This window comes from Kitasatospora sp. NPDC034533 (assembly GCF_055575155.1).
This window is the reverse complement of sequence record NZ_JBVITE010000077.1, coordinates 14,884-34,419: the sequence shown is the minus strand read 5'-3', so window position 1 is coordinate 34,419 and position 19,536 is coordinate 14,884. Positions and strand designations below refer to the sequence as shown.

General features: G+C 71.1%; 16 protein-coding genes. 14 read left to right on the top strand and 2 right to left on the bottom strand.

The features are described 5' to 3' along the window. Positions 1 to 112 precede the first annotated feature (112 nt). From uvrB to ACZ55U_RS34390, 5 genes are all read left to right on the top strand, one after another. On the top strand, positions 113 to 2,203 hold the full coding sequence (gene uvrB / locus ACZ55U_RS34410) for an excinuclease ABC subunit UvrB (protein WP_465532669.1): 2,091 nt from the start codon (positions 113 to 115) through the stop codon (positions 2,201 to 2,203). A gap of 262 nt (positions 2,204 to 2,465) precedes the next feature. Then, positions 2,466 to 3,044, top strand: coding sequence for a TerD family protein (locus ACZ55U_RS34405; protein ID WP_465532667.1), 579 nt, complete (start codon positions 2,466 to 2,468; stop codon positions 3,042 to 3,044). Between the two features lie 195 nt (positions 3,045 to 3,239). Continuing rightward, a complete protein-coding gene (locus tag ACZ55U_RS34400) occupies positions 3,240 to 4,220 on the top strand; it encodes a TerC family protein (RefSeq protein ID WP_465532665.1) in 981 nt (326 codons plus the stop codon). Between the two features lie 149 nt (positions 4,221 to 4,369). Next, positions 4,370 to 4,717, top strand: coding sequence for a transcriptional regulator (locus ACZ55U_RS34395; protein WP_465532663.1), 348 nt, complete (start codon positions 4,370 to 4,372; stop codon positions 4,715 to 4,717). Continuing rightward, the gene (locus ACZ55U_RS34390; RefSeq protein WP_465532661.1) at positions 4,714 to 5,385 is read left to right on the top strand and encodes a nucleotidyl transferase AbiEii/AbiGii toxin family protein; all 672 of its coding nucleotides are present in this window, start codon (positions 4,714 to 4,716) and stop codon (positions 5,383 to 5,385) included. Before ACZ55U_RS34395 ends, ACZ55U_RS34390 begins: the two co-directional genes overlap by 4 nt. A 53-nt stretch (positions 5,386 to 5,438) precedes the next feature. Here the strand turns inward: ACZ55U_RS34390 and ACZ55U_RS34385 are convergent, their stop codons facing one another. Beyond that, positions 5,439 to 6,092, bottom strand: coding sequence for an MBL fold metallo-hydrolase (locus ACZ55U_RS34385; RefSeq protein ID WP_465532659.1), 654 nt, complete (start codon positions 6,090 to 6,092; stop codon positions 5,439 to 5,441). Positions 6,093 to 6,137: 45 nt separating this feature from the next. After that, on the bottom strand, positions 6,138 to 6,944 hold the full coding sequence (locus ACZ55U_RS34380; RefSeq protein ID WP_465532657.1) for a maleylpyruvate isomerase family mycothiol-dependent enzyme: 807 nt from the start codon (positions 6,942 to 6,944) through the stop codon (positions 6,138 to 6,140). Between the two features lie 266 nt (positions 6,945 to 7,210). Between ACZ55U_RS34380 and uvrA the strand changes: the two genes are divergently transcribed. The 9 genes from uvrA (at position 7,211) to tpiA (ending at position 19,449) form a co-directional block, all read left to right on the top strand. Next, positions 7,211 to 10,120 carry an excinuclease ABC subunit UvrA gene (gene uvrA / locus ACZ55U_RS34375; protein ID WP_465532655.1) on the top strand — a complete coding sequence of 970 codons (2,910 nt, stop codon included), beginning with the start codon at positions 7,211 to 7,213 and terminating at the stop codon, positions 10,118 to 10,120. 122 nt (positions 10,121 to 10,242) lie between these two features. Beyond that, positions 10,243 to 10,665, top strand: a complete 423-nt coding sequence (locus tag ACZ55U_RS34370; protein WP_465532653.1) for a Rieske (2Fe-2S) protein — start codon at positions 10,243 to 10,245, stop codon at positions 10,663 to 10,665. Between the two features lie 84 nt (positions 10,666 to 10,749). Beyond that, positions 10,750 to 12,783, top strand: coding sequence for an excinuclease ABC subunit UvrC (uvrC, locus tag ACZ55U_RS34365; protein ID WP_465532651.1), 2,034 nt, complete (start codon positions 10,750 to 10,752; stop codon positions 12,781 to 12,783). A gap of 118 nt (positions 12,784 to 12,901) precedes the next feature. Further along, positions 12,902 to 13,786 carry an RNase adapter RapZ gene (rapZ, locus tag ACZ55U_RS34360; protein WP_307806500.1) on the top strand — a complete coding sequence of 295 codons (885 nt, stop codon included), beginning with the start codon at positions 12,902 to 12,904 and terminating at the stop codon, positions 13,784 to 13,786. Positions 13,787 to 13,850: 64 nt separating this feature from the next. Next, positions 13,851 to 14,948 (top strand): gluconeogenesis factor YvcK family protein, encoded by a 1,098-nt coding sequence (locus ACZ55U_RS34355; RefSeq protein ID WP_465532649.1) that lies wholly within the window; start codon positions 13,851 to 13,853, stop codon positions 14,946 to 14,948. Next, complete coding sequence (gene whiA, locus ACZ55U_RS34350) at positions 14,939 to 15,919, top strand: DNA-binding protein WhiA (RefSeq protein ID WP_316527119.1); 981 nt, start codon at positions 14,939 to 14,941, stop codon at positions 15,917 to 15,919. The genes ACZ55U_RS34355 and whiA overlap by 10 nt, the downstream gene beginning before the upstream one ends. Positions 15,920 to 16,284: 365 nt before the next feature. Next, positions 16,285 to 17,292, top strand: a complete 1,008-nt coding sequence (gene gap, locus ACZ55U_RS34345; RefSeq protein ID WP_465532647.1) for a type I glyceraldehyde-3-phosphate dehydrogenase — start codon at positions 16,285 to 16,287, stop codon at positions 17,290 to 17,292. A 154-nt stretch (positions 17,293 to 17,446) separates the two neighbouring features. Then, positions 17,447 to 18,658 carry a phosphoglycerate kinase gene (locus ACZ55U_RS34340; RefSeq protein ID WP_465532645.1) on the top strand — a complete coding sequence of 404 codons (1,212 nt, stop codon included), beginning with the start codon at positions 17,447 to 17,449 and terminating at the stop codon, positions 18,656 to 18,658. 5 nt (positions 18,659 to 18,663) lie between these two features. Further along, positions 18,664 to 19,449, top strand: coding sequence for a triose-phosphate isomerase (tpiA, locus tag ACZ55U_RS34335; protein ID WP_465532643.1), 786 nt, complete (start codon positions 18,664 to 18,666; stop codon positions 19,447 to 19,449). Positions 19,450 to 19,536: the final 87 nt, after the last annotated feature.

Below are 19,536 nucleotides of genomic sequence, written 5' to 3'. Positions count from 1 at the left end.
CGGACAGAACAACTTGAGGACAGCCCAGCAGGGCGTCAGTCAGTGGCTGAGCCACGACCACCGGAACCTGAGTATCAGCATCAATGTCAGTGGTGGGTCGTACCGTTGAATGGTGCGTCCCATCACGAGTATTGAGCGGTCCGTGGCGCCCTTCGAGGTCGTCAGCCCCTTCCAGCCGAACGGCGACCAGCCGGCGGCCATCGCCGAGCTGGAGCGGCGGATCAAGGGAGGGGAGAAGGACGTCGTGCTGCTCGGTGCCACCGGCACCGGCAAGTCGGCCACCACGGCCTGGATGATCGAGAAGCTGCAGCGGCCCACCCTGGTGATGGCGCCGAACAAGACGCTGGCCGCGCAGCTGGCGAACGAGTTCCGCGAGCTGCTGCCGAACAACGCGGTCGAGTACTTCGTCTCGTACTACGACTACTACCAGCCGGAGGCGTACGTCCCGCAGACGGACACCTACATCGAGAAGGACTCCTCGATCAACGAGGAGGTCGAGCGGCTGCGCCACTCGGCGACCAACTCGCTGCTCACCCGCCGGGACGTCGTCGTGGTCGCCTCGGTCTCCTGCATCTACGGCCTCGGCACCCCGCAGGAGTACGTGGACCGGATGGTGCCGCTCAAGGTCGGCCAGGAGATCGACCGGGACGACCTGCTGCGCCGCTTCGTCGACATCCAGTACGCCCGCAACGACGTGGCCTTCACCCGCGGCACCTTCCGGGTCCGCGGCGACACCATCGAGATCTTCCCGGTCTACGAGGAGCTCGCCGTCCGGATCGAGATGTTCGGCGACGAGATCGAGGCGCTCTACACCCTCCACCCGCTCACCGGCGAGATCATCAGCCAGGACGACTCCGTCTACGTCTTCCCCGCCTCGCACTACGTGGCCGGCCCCGAGCGCATGGAGCGCGCGATCACCGGCATCGAGAAGGAGCTGGAGGAGACGCTCGCCCGGCTGGAGAAGCAGGGCAAGCTGCTGGAGGCCCAGCGGCTGCGGATGCGCACCACGTACGACATCGAGATGCTGCGCCAGATCGGCACCTGCTCGGGCGTCGAGAACTACTCGATGCACTTCGACGGCCGCGAGCCGGGCTCCCCGCCCAACACCCTGCTCGACTACTTCCCGGAGGACTTCCTCCTGGTCATCGACGAGTCGCACGTCACCGTCCCGCAGATCGGCGCGATGTACGAGGGCGACGCCTCGCGCAAGCGCACCCTGGTCGAGCACGGCTTCCGGCTGCCGTCCGCGATGGACAACCGCCCGCTGAAGTGGGAGGAGTTCCTGGGCCGGATCGGCCAGACGGTCTACCTGTCGGCGACGCCCGGCGCGTACGAGCTGTCGCGCGGCGACGGCCAGGTCGAGCAGATCATCCGCCCGACCGGCCTGATCGACCCCGAGGTGATCGTCAAGCCGACCGAGGGCCAGATCGACGACCTGGTGCACGAGGTCCGCAAGCGGGTCGAGAAGGACGAGCGCGTGCTGGTCACCACGCTGACCAAGAAGATGGCCGAGGACCTCACCGACTACATGCTCGGCCTGGACATCCGGGTCCGCTACCTGCACAGCGACGTGGACACCCTGCGCCGGGTGGAGCTGCTGCGCGAGCTGCGGGCGGGCAAGTACGACGTGCTGGTCGGCATCAACCTGCTGCGCGAGGGCCTGGACCTGCCCGAGGTGTCGCTGGTGGCGATCCTGGACGCGGACAAGGAGGGCTTCCTGCGCTCCGGCACCTCCCTGATCCAGACGATCGGCCGCGCCGCCCGCAACGTCTCCGGCCAGGTCCACATGTACGCGGACAAGATCACTCCCGCGATGGAGAAGGCCATCGACGAGACCAACCGCCGCCGGGCCGTGCAGCAGGCCTACAACAAGGAGCACGGGATCGACCCCCAGCCGCTGCGCAAGAAGATCGGCGACATCCTGGACACCCTCGCCCGCGAGGACGTGGACACCGACGAGCTGCTCTCCACCGGCTACCGCAACCAGGGCAAGGGCAAGGCCCCGGTGCCGGCGCTCGGCGCGGAGCGCAAGCCGGCCAAGTCCCTGCCGGCCGCCGAACTGGCGGAGCTCATCCAGGAGATGACCGACCGGATGCACACGGCCGCCGCCGACCTCCAGTTCGAGGTCGCCGCCCGGCTGCGCGACGAGGTCAAGGAGTTGAAGAAGGAGCTGCGGCAGATGCGCGAGGCCGGTGTGGCCTGACGGTACGCCCGGGGCGCCGGGGCACGGCCGTTCCCCGCACCTCCGGGAACCAACCGCCCGGAGGTGTCTCAGACTCGCCACAAACGGGGAAACCCCGGGGAGCCGGGGGCGCCACAGGCCCTAGGCTGGCCTGCGGCACCGTGCCCTCGGGACGGGGTGGCGGGCCGTACGCAGAGGGGGCCTCAGCCGGGGGACGGCGACGGGGTGTTCCACCGTGGAGCCGCGCGGCCGTGACCGCGCGGCCGGCAGAGAGGACGTCGTCGTGTCGGTGAACCTGGCCAAGGGGCAGAGGGTCAGCCTCCAGAAGGGGCCGGGCAGCGCCCTGTCCGTGGTCCGGATGGGCCTCGGCTGGCAGGCCGCCCCCAAGCGCGGGCTGTTCGGCAGCCGCACCCGGAAGATCGACCTGGACGCCTCGGCGCTGCTCTACGCCGAGAAGACCCCGTCCGACGTGGTGTTCTTCTCGCACCTGGAGAGCAACGACGGTTCCGTGCGGCACACCGGCGACAACCTGGAGGGCGGCTCGGGGGCCGAGGACGACGAGGCGATCCTGGTCGACCTGGTCCACGTGCCCGTCAACATCACCCAGGTGGTGTTCACGGTGAGCTCGTACACCGGCCAGACCTTCGCCGAGGTGCAGCGGGCGCACTGCCGGCTGGTGGACGAGACCACCGGGCTGGAGCTGGCCCGCTACGAGCTGGCGGGCGGCGGGCCGCACACCGGGCAGATCATGGCCAAGGTGGTCCGGGACGGCAACGGCGGCTGGGAGATGCAGGCGATCGGCGCGCCCGCCAGGGGGCGCACCTTCCAGGACCTGCTGCCGGCGATCGAGCCGTTCCTGTAGGGGCACGCCCTTTACCTTCTTTACCTTCTCTTGGGGTGGCTGTTACCCTCGTCGGCAGCGGAGGGGAGTATTCCTCGACAGTCGACCCCGTCATCACGGGTGCCCGTCGCGGCACCCCGGGGCGCTGGCCCGACGGGCGGAAGAGACCTCCGGCAGTGACGATGACTGTCTCGCCTACCTGCCGGAGGAGCAGTAGTGGACGTTTCCATGACCATGTGGGTCTCCACGATCCTGGTGCTGGTCGCACTGATCGTGGCGGACTTCTTCATCGGAGGGCGCAAGCCGCACGAGGTCTCGATCAAGGAGGCCGGGATCTGGACGGCCGTCTGGGTCGCCCTGGCGGTGCTCTTCGGGGGCTTCCTCTGGTGGCACTCCGGCGGGGAGCCGGCGGGTGAGTTCTTCGCCGGGTACATCACCGAGAAGTCACTCAGCGTCGACAACCTCTTCGTGTTCATCCTGATCATGGGCAAGTTCGCGGTGCCCAGGATCTACCAGCAGCGCGTGCTGATGTTCGGTGTGATCATCGCCCTGGTGCTCCGGGCGGTGTTCATCGCCGGCGGCGCGGCGCTGGTCTCCGAGTTCTCCTGGGTGTTCTTCCTCTTCGGCGCCTTCCTGATCTGGACGGCCTGGAAGCTGATCAAGGAGGCCCGCGCCGAGGACGAGGGGGAGGAGCACTTCGAGGAGAACCGCGCCCTCAAGGCGATCACCCGCCGCTTCCCGGCCACCGAGGACTACCGCGGCACCAGGCTGTTCGTCCGCGAGAACGGCCGCCGGCTGATCACCCCGATGCTGGTCGTCATGCTGGCGATCGGTACGACGGACGTGCTGTTCGCGCTGGACTCGATCCCGGCCATCTTCGGCCTGACCCAGGACGCGTACATCGTCTTCACCGCCAACGCCTTCGCCCTGATGGGCCTGCGCCAGCTGTACTTCCTGATCGGCGGGCTGCTGAAGAAGCTGGTCCACCTCAGCTACGGCCTGTCGGTGATCCTCGGCTTCATCGGCGTGAAGCTGGTCCTGCACGCCGCCCACGAGGCGGGCGCGACCTGGGCCCCGGAGATCGGCATCCCGTTCTCGCTCGGCTTCATCGTGCTGGTGCTGGCGATCACCACCGTCACCAGCCTGCGGGCCTCGAAGAAGGCCGAACGCCAGGAGCACGCGAAGCTCGACGCCTGACCGCCGGGCCGAGCGGCTCCGAGCCCCGCCGCCCGGATCTCTCCGGGCGGCGGGGCTCGGCGCTGCGCGGGGCCGGCCGTACGCGGCGATCCGGCGCGGGCCCGAGGCGCTCGACGCCTGCCAGGCCCGCGACAGGAGATAATCGGCGCATGAGCCTCGCCCCGGTGGTGGATAGCAGGTGCGCACAGCTGGCCGAACGCCTGCCTGCGTCGTTGGACGATTTGGCCGGTCCGGCGGACGGCACGGTAGAGCTGCCGCTGCACCTGGCATGGTCGGGACTGCGTGTCTTCGACCTCGACCGGCCCCGGCTGCGGATGGGTCTGTACCGGCTCGTCCTCACCGAGGGCATGCGCGATGACCTCACCCGCTACCTGAACGCAGGCCTGCTGGTGGAGCAGTGGCCCGATCTGCGCAAGCTGGTCGGCCCGGCGGTCCGCGGTGTTTGGGAGTCGGCCTTCGGCGAGCTCGCGGCCGCTGCCCGGCCCGCCGCCGCGTGAGGCTCACTCCGCTCCACCGGAGGCTGCTGATCGATGTCCTGGCGGTCGGCGCCCCGTACCGACTGGTGCTGACCGGCGGCTACGCCGTCCAAGCCCACGGACTTGCCGATCGGCTCAGTCAGGATCTCGACGTGGCTACGGAGCACCCGGCCGCGATGGGGGAGATCGTCGGCGCGCTCACCCGCGGCCTCGCCGAGCGGGGCTGGACCGTGCACGAGGTCGAGGTCGTCCCGCTGTCGGGCCGTCTGGTGGTCACCGACGCGGCGAGCGGGGAGAGCTGCGAGGTCGACGTCCTCAAGGAGCACCTCTGGAAGCCGACCGTCGAGCTCGATTTCGGGCCGGTCCTGTCCGTCGAAGACGTGGTCGGCACCAAGATGCGTGCCCTCGCCGACCGCGGCTTCGCCCGCGACCTGATCGACATCCAGGCCGCCTGCCGCTGGTTCAGCCATGGCGACCTCGAAGACCTCGGCCGCCGCCACGCGCGCGACACCTTCGACCTGACCGAGCTGCGCGACCGCCTGGCCGGGGCGGACTGGATCGACGACACCGAGTTCGCCGCCTACGGCCTTGACGAGGAGACCATCACGGGCCTGCGGGCATGGGCTCAGGAGTGGGTCGACGACCTGGAGCGGCGGCTGGCCACGGACAGCTGTTACGACGACGAGTGAGGCCTGTTCCCCGGCCGGTCGGCTCCCCGGGGAGCCGACCGGCCGGGGCCCGGTCACCAGCCGCGTTCGCGCCACTCCTCCAGGTGCGGGCGTTCGGCGCCGAGGGTGGTGTCGTTGCCGTGGCCGGGGTAGACCCAGGCCTCGTCCGGGAGGACGTCGAAGATCTTCTCGGTGACGTCGCGGTAGAGGGTCCGGAAGGCCTCCGGGTCCCCCCAGGTGTTGCCGACGCCGCCGGGGAAGAGGCAGTCGCCGGTGAAGACGTGGGGGTGGCCCTGGGGGTCGTCGTAGACGAGCACGATGGCGCCCGGGGTGTGCCCGACCAGGTGCCGGACGGTCAGTTCGACCTCGCCGACCCGCAGCGTGTCGCCGTCCGCGAGCAGCAGCTCGGTGGGGACGTCGATGCCCTCGGCGTCGTGCTCGCCGGCGGCGGTGCGGGCGCCGGTGGTGGCGACCACCTCGGCCAGCGCGCCCCAGTGGTCGTGGTGGCGGTGGGTGGTGACCACGGTGCCCAGCTCGTCGCCGACGGTCTCCAGCAGCGCCGGGGCGTCCGCGGCGGCGTCGATCAGCAGCTGCTCGTCGGTGGCCCGGCAGCGCAGCAGGTAGGCGTTGTTGTCGTACGGGCCGACGGCCACCTTGGTGATCATCAGATGGGCCAGTTCCCGTACGTCCGGCGGCCCGCCGACCTTGACCGCTCCGTGGTACGTCATCCGTTCGCTCCCTCTCCAGTGGCTCCTGGGATCATCCTCGCCCCGTCAGCCCATCGGGGGAAGCTGGGGGAGGGCGGTGTCGGGGGTGCGGCGCAGGTCGGCGCCGTCGGAGCGGCCGGAGAGCCAGGCGGCGAGGGCGTGGACGGGGCCGGTGACGGTCAGCGCGGGGGCGCCCGAGCCGATCGCGGCGCGCTCCCCGGTGTCCTCGGCGACCAGCTCGACGCCGGGCAGGCCGGCCTCGTCGGCCAGGCCCTCGGCGAGCCGGCGGAACTGGGCGAGCGCGAAGTCCCGCGGCCACTGGGCGGGGGTGTAGCCGGCGGCCAGGTCGACGTGGTGGAACTCCAGCTCCACCAGGCGCTTGGCCGGGATGTCGCAGGCCGGGAAGACGTAGCCGTGGCGGTGCTTCACGGTCGCCGTCCAGGCCTGCGGGTCCAGCAGCGCGGCGGCCTCGGCGAAGCGGGCGTGGGAGTCGCGCAGGTCGGCGAGCTGGACGTCCACCGGGCGCGGGGCGTCGCGCTCGATGCCCTGGTCGCGGGCCTCGTTGCTGGCGTACTGCGGGATGTCGGTGCCGGTGCGGGCGCCGGTCAGCAGGTTGACCAGGGAGTCGGCGTTGCGGGCGAGGTGGGCCAGCACGTGGCCGCGGGTCCAGCCGGGCAGTGCGGAGGGCTCGGCGACGGCCTCGGGCTCCAGCCCGGTGACGGTGGCCAGCAGGCGCCGGGTGCTCTCCTCGACCTGTCGGAGGAAGGAGGCCGCGGAGGCGGCGGCCTCGGCGGCGGAGTGCGGGTCGGTCGTCCGCTGGCCGGTCGGCCGGGAGTCGGTCGGCCGGGAGTCGGTCGGCTGGGGGTCGGTCATCGAATCCGCCTTCGGTACGGGTCGGTGCGTTGCCCGCGAGGGCTCCGCTCGTTGACCAGGTGACGCTATCGCCCATTCCGGCCCTGAGCAGGGCCTTTTTCGGTCCGGGTACGGACCGTCCGGGAGCCGCCTTCACTCGTTCGGGTGGTCCCCGCTGGACAAGGTCGATATTCGAACGTCTGAGCTATAGGCTGGCTGCCGCATCCTGGAAGAAGCAGCACATCCCAACGCAAGCCCTCTCGCCCCGGAGAAAGGCGCCAGAAGCAGTGGCCGACCGCCTCATCGTCCGCGGTGCTCGCGAGCACAATCTCAAGAACGTCTCGCTCGACCTGCCCCGCGACTCCCTCATCGTCTTCACGGGCCTCTCCGGCTCCGGCAAGTCCTCGCTCGCCTTCGACACGATCTTCGCCGAGGGCCAGCGCCGCTACGTCGAGTCGCTGTCGTCCTACGCCCGCCAGTTCCTGGGGCAGATGGACAAGCCCGACGTGGACTTCATCGAAGGCCTCTCCCCGGCCGTCTCGATCGACCAGAAGTCCACCAACCGCAACCCCCGTTCGACCGTCGGCACCATCACCGAGGTCTACGACTACCTGCGCCTGCTGTTCGCCCGGATCGGCAAGCCGCACTGCCCGCACTGCGGCCGTCCGATCGCCAAGCAGTCGCCGCAGGCGATCGTGGACAAGGTGCTGGAGCTCACCGAGGGCACCCGCTTCCAGGTGCTGAGCCCGGTGGTGCGCGAGCGCAAGGGCGAGTTCGTCGACCTGTTCGCCGACCTCCAGTCCAAGGGCTACTCCCGCGCCCGGGTCGACGGCGAGACGGTCCAGCTCGCCGAGCCGCCGAAGCTCAAGAAGCAGGAGAAGCACACCATCGAGGTGGTGATCGACCGCCTGACGGTGAAGGACAGCGCCAAGCGGCGGCTCACCGACTCGGTGGAGACGGCCCTGCGGCTGTCCGGCGGCATGGTCGTGCTCGACTTCGTCGACCTCCCCGAGGACGACGCCGAGCGCGAGCGGATGTACTCCGAGCACCTCTACTGCCCGTACGACGACGTGTCGTTCGAGGAGCTGGAGCCGCGCTCGTTCTCCTTCAACTCGCCGTTCGGCGCCTGCCCGGACTGCTCGGGCCTGGGCAACCGGATGGAGGTCGACCCGGAGCTGGTGGTGCCGGACGTCGAGCGCTCGCTGGACGAGGGCGCCATCCACCCGTGGTCGGCCGGGCACGCCAAGGAGTACTTCCAGCGGCTGATCGACGCGCTGGCCGAGGAACTCGGCTTCCGCACCGACATCCCCTGGGCCGGGCTGCCCGCCCGCGCCAAGAAGGCGCTGCTGTACGGCCACAAGCACCAGGTGCAGGTCCGCTACCGCAACCGCTTCGGCCGCGAGCGCTCGTACAGCACCGGCTTCGAGGGCGCGATCCCGTTCATCCAGCGCCGGCACACCGAGGCGGAGAGCGACAGCAGCCGCGAGCGCTTCGAGGGCTACATGCGCGAGGTGCCCTGCCCGACCTGCCAGGGCGCCCGGCTCAAGCCGGTGGTGCTCGCGGTCACCGTCCAGGACAAGTCGATCGCCGACGTCTCCTCGATGTCGATCAGCGACTGCTCCGAGTTCCTCGGCGCGATGAAGCTGAACGCCCGGGACAAGCGGATCGCCGAGCGGGTCCTCAAGGAGGTCAACGAGCGGCTGCGCTTCCTGGTCGACGTCGGGCTGGACTACCTCTCGCTGGACCGCGCGGCCGGCACCCTGTCCGGCGGCGAGGCCCAGCGCATCCGGCTGGCCACCCAGATCGGCTCCGGCCTGGTCGGCGTGCTGTACGTGCTGGACGAGCCGTCCATCGGCCTGCACCAGCGGGACAACCACCGGCTGATCGAGACGCTGGTGCGGCTGCGCGACATCGGCAACACCCTGATCGTGGTCGAGCACGACGAGGACACCATCAAGACCGCGGACTGGGTGGTCGACATCGGCCCCGGCGCGGGCGAGCACGGCGGCAAGGTGGTGCACTCCGGTTCGCTGAAGGAGCTGCTCGGCAACAAGGAGTCGCTGACCGGCCAGTACCTCTCCGGCAAGCGGTCCATCCCGATCCCGGGCACCCGCCGCGAGCGGGACAGGAAGCGCCAGCTGACCGTCCACGGCGCCCGCGAGCACAACCTCAAGGACGTCACGGTCGGCTTCCCGCTCGGCACCCTCACCGCGATCACCGGCGTCTCCGGCTCCGGCAAGTCGACGCTGGTCAACGACATCCTGTACACCCACCTCGCCCGGGAGCTGAACGGCGCCCGCACGGTGCCCGGCCGGCACACCCGGATCACCGGCACCGACCAGGTGGACAAGGTGGTGCACGTCGACCAGTCGCCGATCGGCCGCACCCCGCGCTCCAACCCGGCCACCTACACCGGGGTGTTCGACCACGTCCGCCGGCTCTTCGCGGAGACGCAGGAGGCCAAGGTCCGCGGCTACCTGCCCGGCCGGTTCTCCTTCAACGTCAAGGGCGGCCGCTGCGAGAACTGCTCGGGCGACGGCACCATCAAGATCGAGATGAACTTCCTGCCGGACGTCTACGTGCCGTGTGAGGTCTGCCACGGCGCCCGGTACAACCGGGAGACACTGGAGGTCCACTACAAGGGCAAGTCCATCGCCGAGGTGCTGGACATGCCGATCGAGGAGGCGCTGGCCTTCTTCGAGGCCGTCCCGGCGATCGCCCGCCACCTGCGGACGCTCAACGACGTCGGCCTCGGCTACGTCCGGCTCGGCCAGTCCGCGCCCACCCTCTCCGGCGGCGAGGCGCAGCGCGTCAAGCTCGCCTCCGAGCTCCAGAAGCGCTCCACCGGGCGGACGGTCTACGTGCTGGACGAGCCCACCACCGGTCTGCACTTCGAGGACATCAGCAAGCTGATCAAGGTGCTCAGCGGGCTGGTCGACAAGGGCAACACGGTGATCGTCATCGAGCACAACCTCGATGTGATCAAGACCGCCGACTGGATCGTCGACATGGGCCCCGAGGGCGGCTCCGGCGGCGGAACGGTGGTCGCCGAGGGCACCCCGGAGCAGATCGCGGCCGTCCCGGAGAGCCACACCGGCAAGTTCCTGCGGGACATCCTGCCCGCCGACTTCGCGGACGCCCCGCCCGCCCCGGCGAAGAAGGCGCCGCGCAAGCGCGCGGCCGCCGCGAAGAAGTAGCCCCGCCCGCCGCGTTCCGCCGCTCCCGGCCCACCCCGACACCCAGGGGTGGACCGGGAGCGGCGGGGTGTGCGCGGCATAGACTTCCGTGGTCCCCGCAGCAGAACCGTAGGAGCGCACCGATGTCCGAGACCAGCCCCACCGCCTCCCGCCGCACGGTGCTCTGCGGGGCCGCCGCCCTGGCGGCCGGCGGCGCCGTGGCGGTCACCGGATGCGGCTCCTCCGCCGGTGACAAGGGCGCGCTCAAGGGCCCGGTCGACCTCGGACCGGCCTCGGCCGTGCCGGAGGGCGGCGGCAAGGTCTACCGCGAGCAGAAGATCGTGGTGACCCAGCCCACCGCCGGCCAGTACAAGGCGTTCAACGCCCGCTGCACCCACGCCGGATGCCTGGTGGACCAGGTGAAGGACGACCAGATCCAGTGCCCCTGCCACGGCAGCCGGTTCTCCGCCACCGACGGCGCCGTGAAGGAGGGCCCGGCCTCCGCCCCGCTGCCCGCCTACACCGTCACGGTCGAGGGCGGCAACCTCAAGGTGACCCCGAGCTGACACAGTTGAGCCCCTCCCGACCGCCACGGTCCCACCTGACGATCTCCGCCCCGCGGCCCCGTCCCCACTCGGTACGGTGGACCCATGGCTGACCCGAGCACCTACCGCCCCGCGCCCGGTGCGATCCCGACCTCCCCCGGCGTCTACAGGTTCCGCGACGCCCACGGCCGGGTCATCTACGTCGGCAAGGCCAAGAGCCTGCGCCCGCGCCTGTCCTCCTACTTCCAGGACCTCGCGGGCCTGCACCCGCGCACCGCCACCATGGTCACCACCGCCGCCTCGGTGGAGTGGACCGTGGTCGGCACCGAAGTCGAGGCGCTCCAGCTGGAGTACTCCTGGATCAAGGAGTTCGACCCGCGGTTCAACGTCAAGTACCGCGACGACAAGAGCTATCCGGAACTCGCCGTCACCCTCGACGAGGAGTACCCGAGGGTCCAGGTGATGCGCGGGGCGCACAAGAAGGGCGTGCGCTACTTCGGCCCGTACGGGCACGCCTGGGCGATCCGCGAGACGGTCGACCTGCTGCTGCGCGTCTTCCCCGTCCGCACCTGCTCCAACGGCGTCTTCAAGCGCGCCCGCCAGGTCGGCCGCCCCTGCCTGCTCGGCTACATCGGCAAGTGCGCCGCGCCCTGCGTCGGCAAGGTCTCCGCGGACGAACACCGGGCGCTGGCCGAGGACTTCTGCGACTTCATGGCCGGGCGCACCGGCAACTACCTGCGCCGGCTGGAAGAGCAGATGCGGGAGGCCGCCGCCGAGATGGAGTACGAGAGGGCGGCCCGGCTGCGGGACGACATCGGCGCCCTCAAGCGCGCGATGGAGAAGAACGCCATCGTGCTCGCCGACGCCACCGACGCCGACCTGCTGGCCGTCGCCGAGGACGAGCTCGAAGCCGCCGTGCAGATCTTCCACGTCCGCGGCGGCCGGGTGCGCGGCCAGCGCGGCTGGGTCACCGACAAGGTCGAGGACGTCGACACCGCCGGCCTGGTCGAGCACGCCCTCCAGCAGCTCTACGGCGGCGGCGAGTCCGTCCCGCGCGAGGTCCTCGTCCCCGCCCTGCCCGACCCGGTCGAGCCGGTCCGCGAGTGGCTGGGCGGCCTGCGCGGCAGCCAGGTCGACCTGCGCATCCCCCAGCGCGGCGACAAGAAGGACCTGATGGCCACCGTGCAGCGCAACGCCCAACAGGCGCTCGCCCTGCACAAGACCAAGCGCGCCTCCGACCTCACCACCCGCAGCCGCGCCCTCCAGGAGATCGCCGACGCGCTGGAGCTGGACTCCGTCCCGCTGCGCATCGAGTGCTACGACATCTCCCACCTCCAGGGCGAGGACGTGGTCGCCTCCATGGTCGTCTTCGAGGACGGCCTGGCCCGCAAGAGCGAGTACCGGCGCTTCCAGATCAAGGGCTTCGAGGGCCAGGACGACGTCCGCTCGATGCACGAGGTGATCAGCCGGCGCTTCCGCCGCTACCTCCAGGAGCGCGAGCAGACCGGCGAGTGGGCCGTCCCCGAGGAGGACGAGCCCGCGGCCGTCGGCGCCCGGGACGAGGAGGGCCGCCCCAAGCGCTTCGCCTACCCGCCCCAACTGCTGGTCGTCGACGGCGGCCAGCCGCAGGTCGCCGCCGCCAGACGCGCCCTGGACGAGCTCGGCATCGACGACGTCGCGCTGTGCGGCCTGGCCAAGCGCCTGGAGGAGGTCTGGCTGCCCGGCGAGGACGACCCGGTCGTGCTGCCCCGCTCCAGCGAGGGCCTCTACCTGCTCCAGCGGGTGCGCGACGAGGCCCACCGCTTCGCGATCAGCTATCAGCGCAACAAGCGTTCCAAGCGACTCACCGCCGGGGAACTGGACTCCGTCCCGGGCCTCGGAGAGACTCGCCGCCGGGCGCTGCTCAAGCACTTCGGCTCGCTGAGGAAGCTCCGGGCCGCCACCGTGGACGAGCTCTGCGAGGTACCCGGCATCGGACGCCGCACCGCGCAGACTGTTGCGGAGGCGTTGTCGTCCCGTACACCCGCCGCACCCGCGGTCAACACCGCGACCGGCGAGATCATCGAGGACGGGGCCGAGCAGGCCGCCGAGCCGGTGGCCGCAGCACCCCAGACCGCACCATCCCAGGAGACGCCATGACGGCCGACGCCGCCTGTCAGCCGGTGTGCCCCGGCCCCGCCCGCCTGCCCGGGCCGGGGAAGGGCGGCCGTGCCGTACGCGTTCTCCCCAGCAGAAAGACCGAGAGCGGGGAACCGAAGTGACCGTGTCAGACGTGGCCGAGAACGCGCCGGAGCTGGTGATCATCTCCGGCATGTCCGGAGCCGGCCGCTCCACCGCCGCCAAGTGCCTGGAGGACCTCGGCTGGTTCGTGGTGGACAACCTGCCACCGGCCCTGATCCCGACCATGGTCGACCTGGGCGCCCGCTCCCAGGGCAACGTCGCCCGGATCGGCGTCGTCGTGGACGTCCGCGGCCGGCAGTTCTTCGACGACCTGCTCACCTCGCTGGACGAGCTGGAGAAGCGCGGCGTCCGGCTCCGGGTCGTCTTTCTGGACTCCTCCGACGAGGCGCTGGTGCGCCGCTTCGAGAGCGTCCGACGCCCGCACCCCCTCCAGGCCGACGGCCGGATCGTGGACGGCATCGCCCGCGAGCGCGACCTGCTGCGCGACCTGCGCGGCGAGGCCGACCTGGTGATCGACACCTCCAACCTCAACGTGCACCAGCTGCGCGCCAAGCTGGACGCCCAGTTCGCCGACCACGACGAGCCCGAGCTGCGCGCCACCGTGATGTCCTTCGGCTTCAAGTACGGCCTGCCGGTCGACGCCGACCTCGTGGTGGACTGCCGCTTCCTGCCCAACCCGCACTGGGTGCCCGAACTGCGGGCCCGCACCGGCACCGACGCGGACGTCGCCGACTACGTGTTCCAGCAGCCCGGAGCCAACGAGTTCCTGGACGGCTACGCCCAGCTGCTGCGCATCGTCACCGAGGGGTACCGCCGCGAGGGGAAGCGCTACATGACGCTTGCCGTAGGCTGCACCGGTGGCAAGCACCGCAGCGTCGCCATGTCCGAGCGTCTGACCAAGCGTCTCATCGCCGACGGAGTCGAGACGGTGCTGGTCCACCGTGACATGGGACGGGAGTAACCGCCGCCTCCCTGCCGGGCCCGCCGGCGGAGCGGTCGGCGGGCCGAGGAACGCGAGGTGATGTGTGGCGGGATACGTGCCCGGGCGGCAGCCGCAGAGCAGGACCGGTGACCGGCCGGGCAGCCCGGCCCGGGCCACGGCGCCGAGCCGTCCGCGCAGCAGTCCCGCCCGCGCCAATCCGGCCCCCAGGATCACCGCGCTCGGCGGCGGGCAGGGCCTGTCCGCCTCGCTGTCCGCGCTGCGCCGGCTCACCAGCGACCTCACCGCCGTGGTCACCGTCGCCGACGACGGCGGCTCCAGCGGCCGGCTGCGCGAGGAGCTCGGCGTGCTGCCCCCCGGCGACCTGCGCAAGGCGCTGGCCGCGCTGTGCGGGGACGACGACTGGGGGCGCACCTGGTCCGAGGTGATCCAGCAGCGCTTCACCGGCAACGGCGAACTCGGCGGCCACGCCGTCGGCAACCTGCTGATCGTCGCTCTCTGGGAGAAGCTGGGCGACCCGGTGGCGGCGCTGGACTGGGTCGGCCGGCTGCTCAACGTCCAGGGCCGGGTGCTGCCGATGTCGGCCGTGCCGCTGGACATCGAGGCGACCGTCCGCGGCCACGACCCGCGACGCCCCACCGAGGTGAGCGCCGTCCGCGGCCAGGCCGACGTGGCGGCGACCCCCGGGACCGTCCAGTCGATCCGGCTGCTGCCGGACGAGCCGCCCGCCGTCCCGGAGGCCGTCACCGCGGTGCGCGAGGCGGACTGGGTGGTCCTCGGCCCCGGCTCCTGGTTCACCAGCGTGCTGCCGCACCTGCTGGTGCCCGAGCTGGCCAAGGCGCTCACCGAGACCCGCGCCCGCCGCCTGCTCACCCTGAACCTCGCCCCCCAGCCCGGCGAGACCGAGGGCTTCACCCCGCAGCGCCACCTGGAGGTCATCGCCGACCACGCTCCGGACCTCGCGGTGGATGCGATCCTGGTGGACGAGCGCGCCGTCACCGGCGGGGCCTTCGGCCAGGCCGACCTGGACGGTCTGGAGAAGGCCGCCGAGCGGATGGGCGCCGCTCTGGTGCTCGGCTCGGTGGCCCGCACCGACGGGACGCCGCGACACGACCCGGAGCTGTTGGCGGCAGCGTACGACCGGATTTTCCGGACACATGGAAGGATCGGGCCATGGCGATGACTCCAGCGGTGAAGGACGAGATCAGCCGGCTTCCGGTCACCCGGGCCTGCTGTCGCAAGGCGGAGGTGTCGGCGATCCTGCGGTTCGCGGGCGGGCTGCACATCGTGAGCGGCCGCATCGTGATCGAGGCGGAGCTGGACACCGGAGCGGCGGCACGGCGGCTGCGCAAGGACCTGCTGGAGATCTTCGGCCACTCCTCGGACCTCGTGGTGATGGCCCCCGGCGGGCTGCGCCGCGGCAGCCGCTTCGTGGTCCGGGTGGTCAAGGACGGCGAGCTGCTGGCGCGCCAGACCGGCCTCGTGGACGGCCGGGGCCGCCCGATCCGGGGCCTTCCCCCGGCGGTGGTCTCCGGGGCCACCTGCGACGCCGAGGCGGCCTGGCGCGGCGCCTTCCTGGCGCACGGCTCGCTCACCGAGCCGGGCCGCTCCTCCTCGCTGGAGATCACCTGCCCCGGCTCCGAGGCCGCCCTCGCCCTGGTCGGCGCCGCCCGACGGCTCGGCATCCCGGCCAAGGCCCGCGAGGTGCGCGGCGTGGACCGGGTGGTCATCCGCGACGGCGACGCGATCGGCGCGCTGCTGACCCGCCTCGGCGCGCACGAGTCGGTGCTGGCCTGGGAGGAGCGCCGGATGCGGCGCGAGGTCCGCGCAACCGCCAACCGGCTGGCCAACTTCGACGACGCCAACCTGCGCCGCTCGGCCCGCGCCGCGGTGGCGGCCGGCGCCCGGGTGGCCCGCGCGCTGGAGATCCTCGGCGACGAGGTGCCCGAGCACCTGGCCGCCGCCGGCCAGCTGCGGATGCAGCACAAGCAGGCCTCGCTGGAGGAGCTGGGCGCCCTCGCCGACCCGCCGCTGACCAAGGACGCGGTGGCCGGCCGGATCCGCCGCCTGCTGGCGATGGCCGACAAGCGCGCCTCCGAGCTCGGCCTGCCGAGCACCGAGGCCAGCATCACCGACGAGATGGCGATGAACTGAGGTTCGCGCTCACGCTCCGTGACGACGAACGGCCGGCGCCCCGATCCGGGGCGCCGGCCGTCGGCGTTCCCGGGCGCCGCCGCGGGCGGCCTCCCGGAAGGCCTGCGGGGCGGTCCGCCGAACGTCCGTCCGGACCCGCGACACTCCCGAATTGGTAGAGACCACTGGCCCGGGACCAACTGCCCGGCGGACCAAGGCCGGACGGCCCGGAACGGCGTTCCGGCCTCGCCACGCCCAGTCTCACCAGGCGGTGCGATGTGCCGTCCCAGGCCCCGGAGGGGTAGGGTCATAGGCGGTCGGGGACTTCCCAAATCTCACCCCCGCCGGGGCTGCGCCCCCGGCGTACCTAACGAGGAGATCGGTTCGTGACGATCCGGGTAGGCATCAACGGCTTCGGCCGCATCGGCCGCAACTTCTTCCGCGCGGTCAAGGCTCAGGGCGCGGACATCGAGGTCGTGGGCGTCAACGACCTCACCGACACGAAGACCCTGGCTCACCTGCTCAAGTACGACACCACCCTGGGCACCTTCCCGGGCGAGGTCTCGCACACCGAGGACAGCATCACCGTCGACGGCCACACCTTCAAGGTGACCGCCGAGCGTGACCCCGCGAACCTCCCGTGGGCCGAGCTGGGCGCCGACATCGTCGTCGAGTCCACCGGCATCTTCACCAAGGCCGAGGCCGCGAAGAAGCACCTCGCCGCCGGCGCGAAGAAGGTCATCATCTCGGCGCCCGCCACCGACGAGGACGTCACCGTCGTCCTGGGTGTCAACGACGAGAAGTACGACGCCGCCAACCACCACATCATCTCCAACGCCTCCTGCACCACGAACTGCGTGGCGCCGATGGCCAAGGTGCTGAACGAGAGCTTCGGCATCGTCAAGGGTCTGATGACCACCGTCCACGCGTTCACCAACGACCAGGTGACCCTGGACTTCCCGCACAAGGACCTGCGCCGTGCTCGTGCGGCCTCGCAGAACATCATCCCGACCTCGACCGGTGCCGCCAAGGCGACCGCCCTGGTCCTGCCGGAGCTGAAGGGCAAGCTGGACGGCACCTCGCTGCGCGTCCCGGTCCCGACCGGCTCCATCACGGACCTGGTCGTCACCCTGGAGCGCGAGGTCACCAAGGACGAGGTCAACGCGGCCTTCCAGAAGGCCTCGCAGGAGGGCCCGCTCAAGGGCATCCTGGCCTACACCGAGGACCCGATCGTCTCCTCGGACATCGTCAACGACCCGCACTCCTGCATCTTCGACTCGCAGCTCACCATGGTCCAGGGCAACCAGGTCAAGGTGCTCGGCTGGTACGACAACGAGTGGGGCTACTCGAACCGCGTCGTCGACCTGGTCACCCTCGTCGGCGGGCAGCTCTGACCTTGCGGGAGCTGACGTGATGTAGGGGCGAGGGCCCGGACGGCGTACGGTGCCGACCGGGCCCTCGTTCCGCGCTCAAGGACTTCTCAGGCGGCCCCTGCGCCGTGCCGCCTCACTGCGCATCAACCATCTCCCCAGGAGAAACCGAATCCCCGTGAAGACCATCGAAGAGCTCATCGAAGCCGGTGTCGAAGGCAAGCGCGTCTTCGTGCGAGCCGACCTGAACGTGCCGCTGGACGGCGCCACGATCACCGACGACGGCCGCATCCGCGCCGTCGCGCCGACCATCGCCAAGCTGGCCGCGGCCGGCGCGAAGGTCGTCGTCGCCTCGCACCTCGGCCGCCCCAAGGGCGAGCCGGACCCGAAGTTCTCGCTCGCCCCGGTGGCGGAGCGCCTCGGCGAGATCCTCGGCAAGGACGTCGCCTTCGCCACCGACACCGTCGGTGACAGCGCCCAGGCCGCCGTGGCCGCGCTGGCGGACGGCGAGGTCGCGCTGCTGGAGAACCTGCGCTTCAACGCGGGCGAGACCAGCAAGGACGACGCCGAGCGCAAGGCCTTCGCCGAGCGGCTGGCCGCCCTGGCCGACCTGTACGTGGGTGACGGCTTCGGCGCCGTGCACCGCAAGCACGCCTCGGTGTTCGACCTGCCGGCCCTGCTGCCGCACGCCGCGGGCGACCTGATCGCCACCGAGGTCGGCGTGCTGAAGAAGCTCACCGAGGACGTCGCCCGCCCCTACGTGGTGGTGCTCGGCGGTGCCAAGGTCTCCGACAAGCTGGGCGTCATCGACAACCTGCTGAAGAAGGCCGACCGGATCCTGATCGGCGGCGGCATGGCGTACACCTTCCTCAAGGCCAAGGGCCACGAGGTCGGCATCTCGCTGCTCCAGGAGGACCAGATCCCGACCGTCCTCGGCTACCTGGCCGAGGCCGAGCAGCGCGGCGTGGAGTTCGTGCTGCCGGTGGACGTCCTGGTCTCCGCCGAGTTCCCGGACCTCAAGGGCAAGACCCCGGCGAACCCGGACACCGTCGCCGCGGACGCCATCCCGGCCGACCAGGAGGGCCTGGACATCGGCCCGAAGACCCGCGAGCTGTACGCGGCGAAGCTGGCCGACGCGGGCACGGTGTTCTGGAACGGCCCGATGGGCGTCTTCGAGCACCCGGACTACGCGGGCGGCACCCGGGCCGTGGCCCAGGCCCTGCTCGACAGCAACGCGTTCACCGTGGTCGGCGGCGGCGACTCCGCCGCGGCCGTCCGCATCCTGGGCTTCGACGAGACGAAGTTCGGACACATCTCGACCGGCGGCGGCGCCAGCCTCGAGTACCTGGAGGGCAAGACCCTCCCCGGTCTCGCCGCTCTGGAGGACTGAAACACATGACCGACCGTCTCCCGCTGATGGCGGGCAACTGGAAGATGAACCTCAACCACCTTGAGGCCATCCAGCACACCCAGAAGCTGGCCTTCGCGCTGGCCGACAAGGACTACGAGGCCGTCGAGGTCGCCGTCCTGGTGCCGTTCACCGACCTGCGCTCGGTGCAGACCCTGGTCGACGGCGACAAGCTGAAGATCAAGTACGGCTCGCAGGACATCTCGCAGCACGACGGCGGGGCCTACACCGGCGAGGTCTCCGGCCCGATGCTGGCCAAGCTGAAGTGCACCTACGCGGTGATCGGCCACTCCGAGCGCCGCCAGTACCACGGCGAGAACGAGGAGATCGTCAACGCCAAGGTGAAGGCCGCCTACCGCGCCGGGATCACCCCGATCCTGTGCGTCGGCGAGCCGCTGGAGATCCGCAAGGCCGGCACCCACGTCGAGTACACCCTGGCCCAGCTGGACGGCGGTCTGGCCGGCGTCCCGGCCGACCAGGCCGAGTCGATCGTGGTCGCGTACGAGCCGGTCTGGGCGATCGGCACCGGCGAGGTGGCCACCCCGGAGGACGCGCAGGAGGTCTGCGCCGCGATCCGCGCCCGGATCGCCGAGCTGTACGACGCCGAGCTGGCCGGCAAGGTCCGGGTGCTGTACGGCGGCTCGGTGAAGGCGTCGAGCGCGGCCGGCCTGATGGCCAAGCCCGACATCGACGGCGGCCTGGTCGGCGGTGCCTCGCTGGACGCCGAGGAGTTCGTCAAGATCGTGCGCTACCGTGAGCAGGCAGTAGGCTAACGCCGCCGCAGCAACGTAGGCTTTGGGGCCGGACCGCCGTACGCGGCCCGGCCCCTTCGCCGAAGATACGAGAGAGTTGGTCCCGTC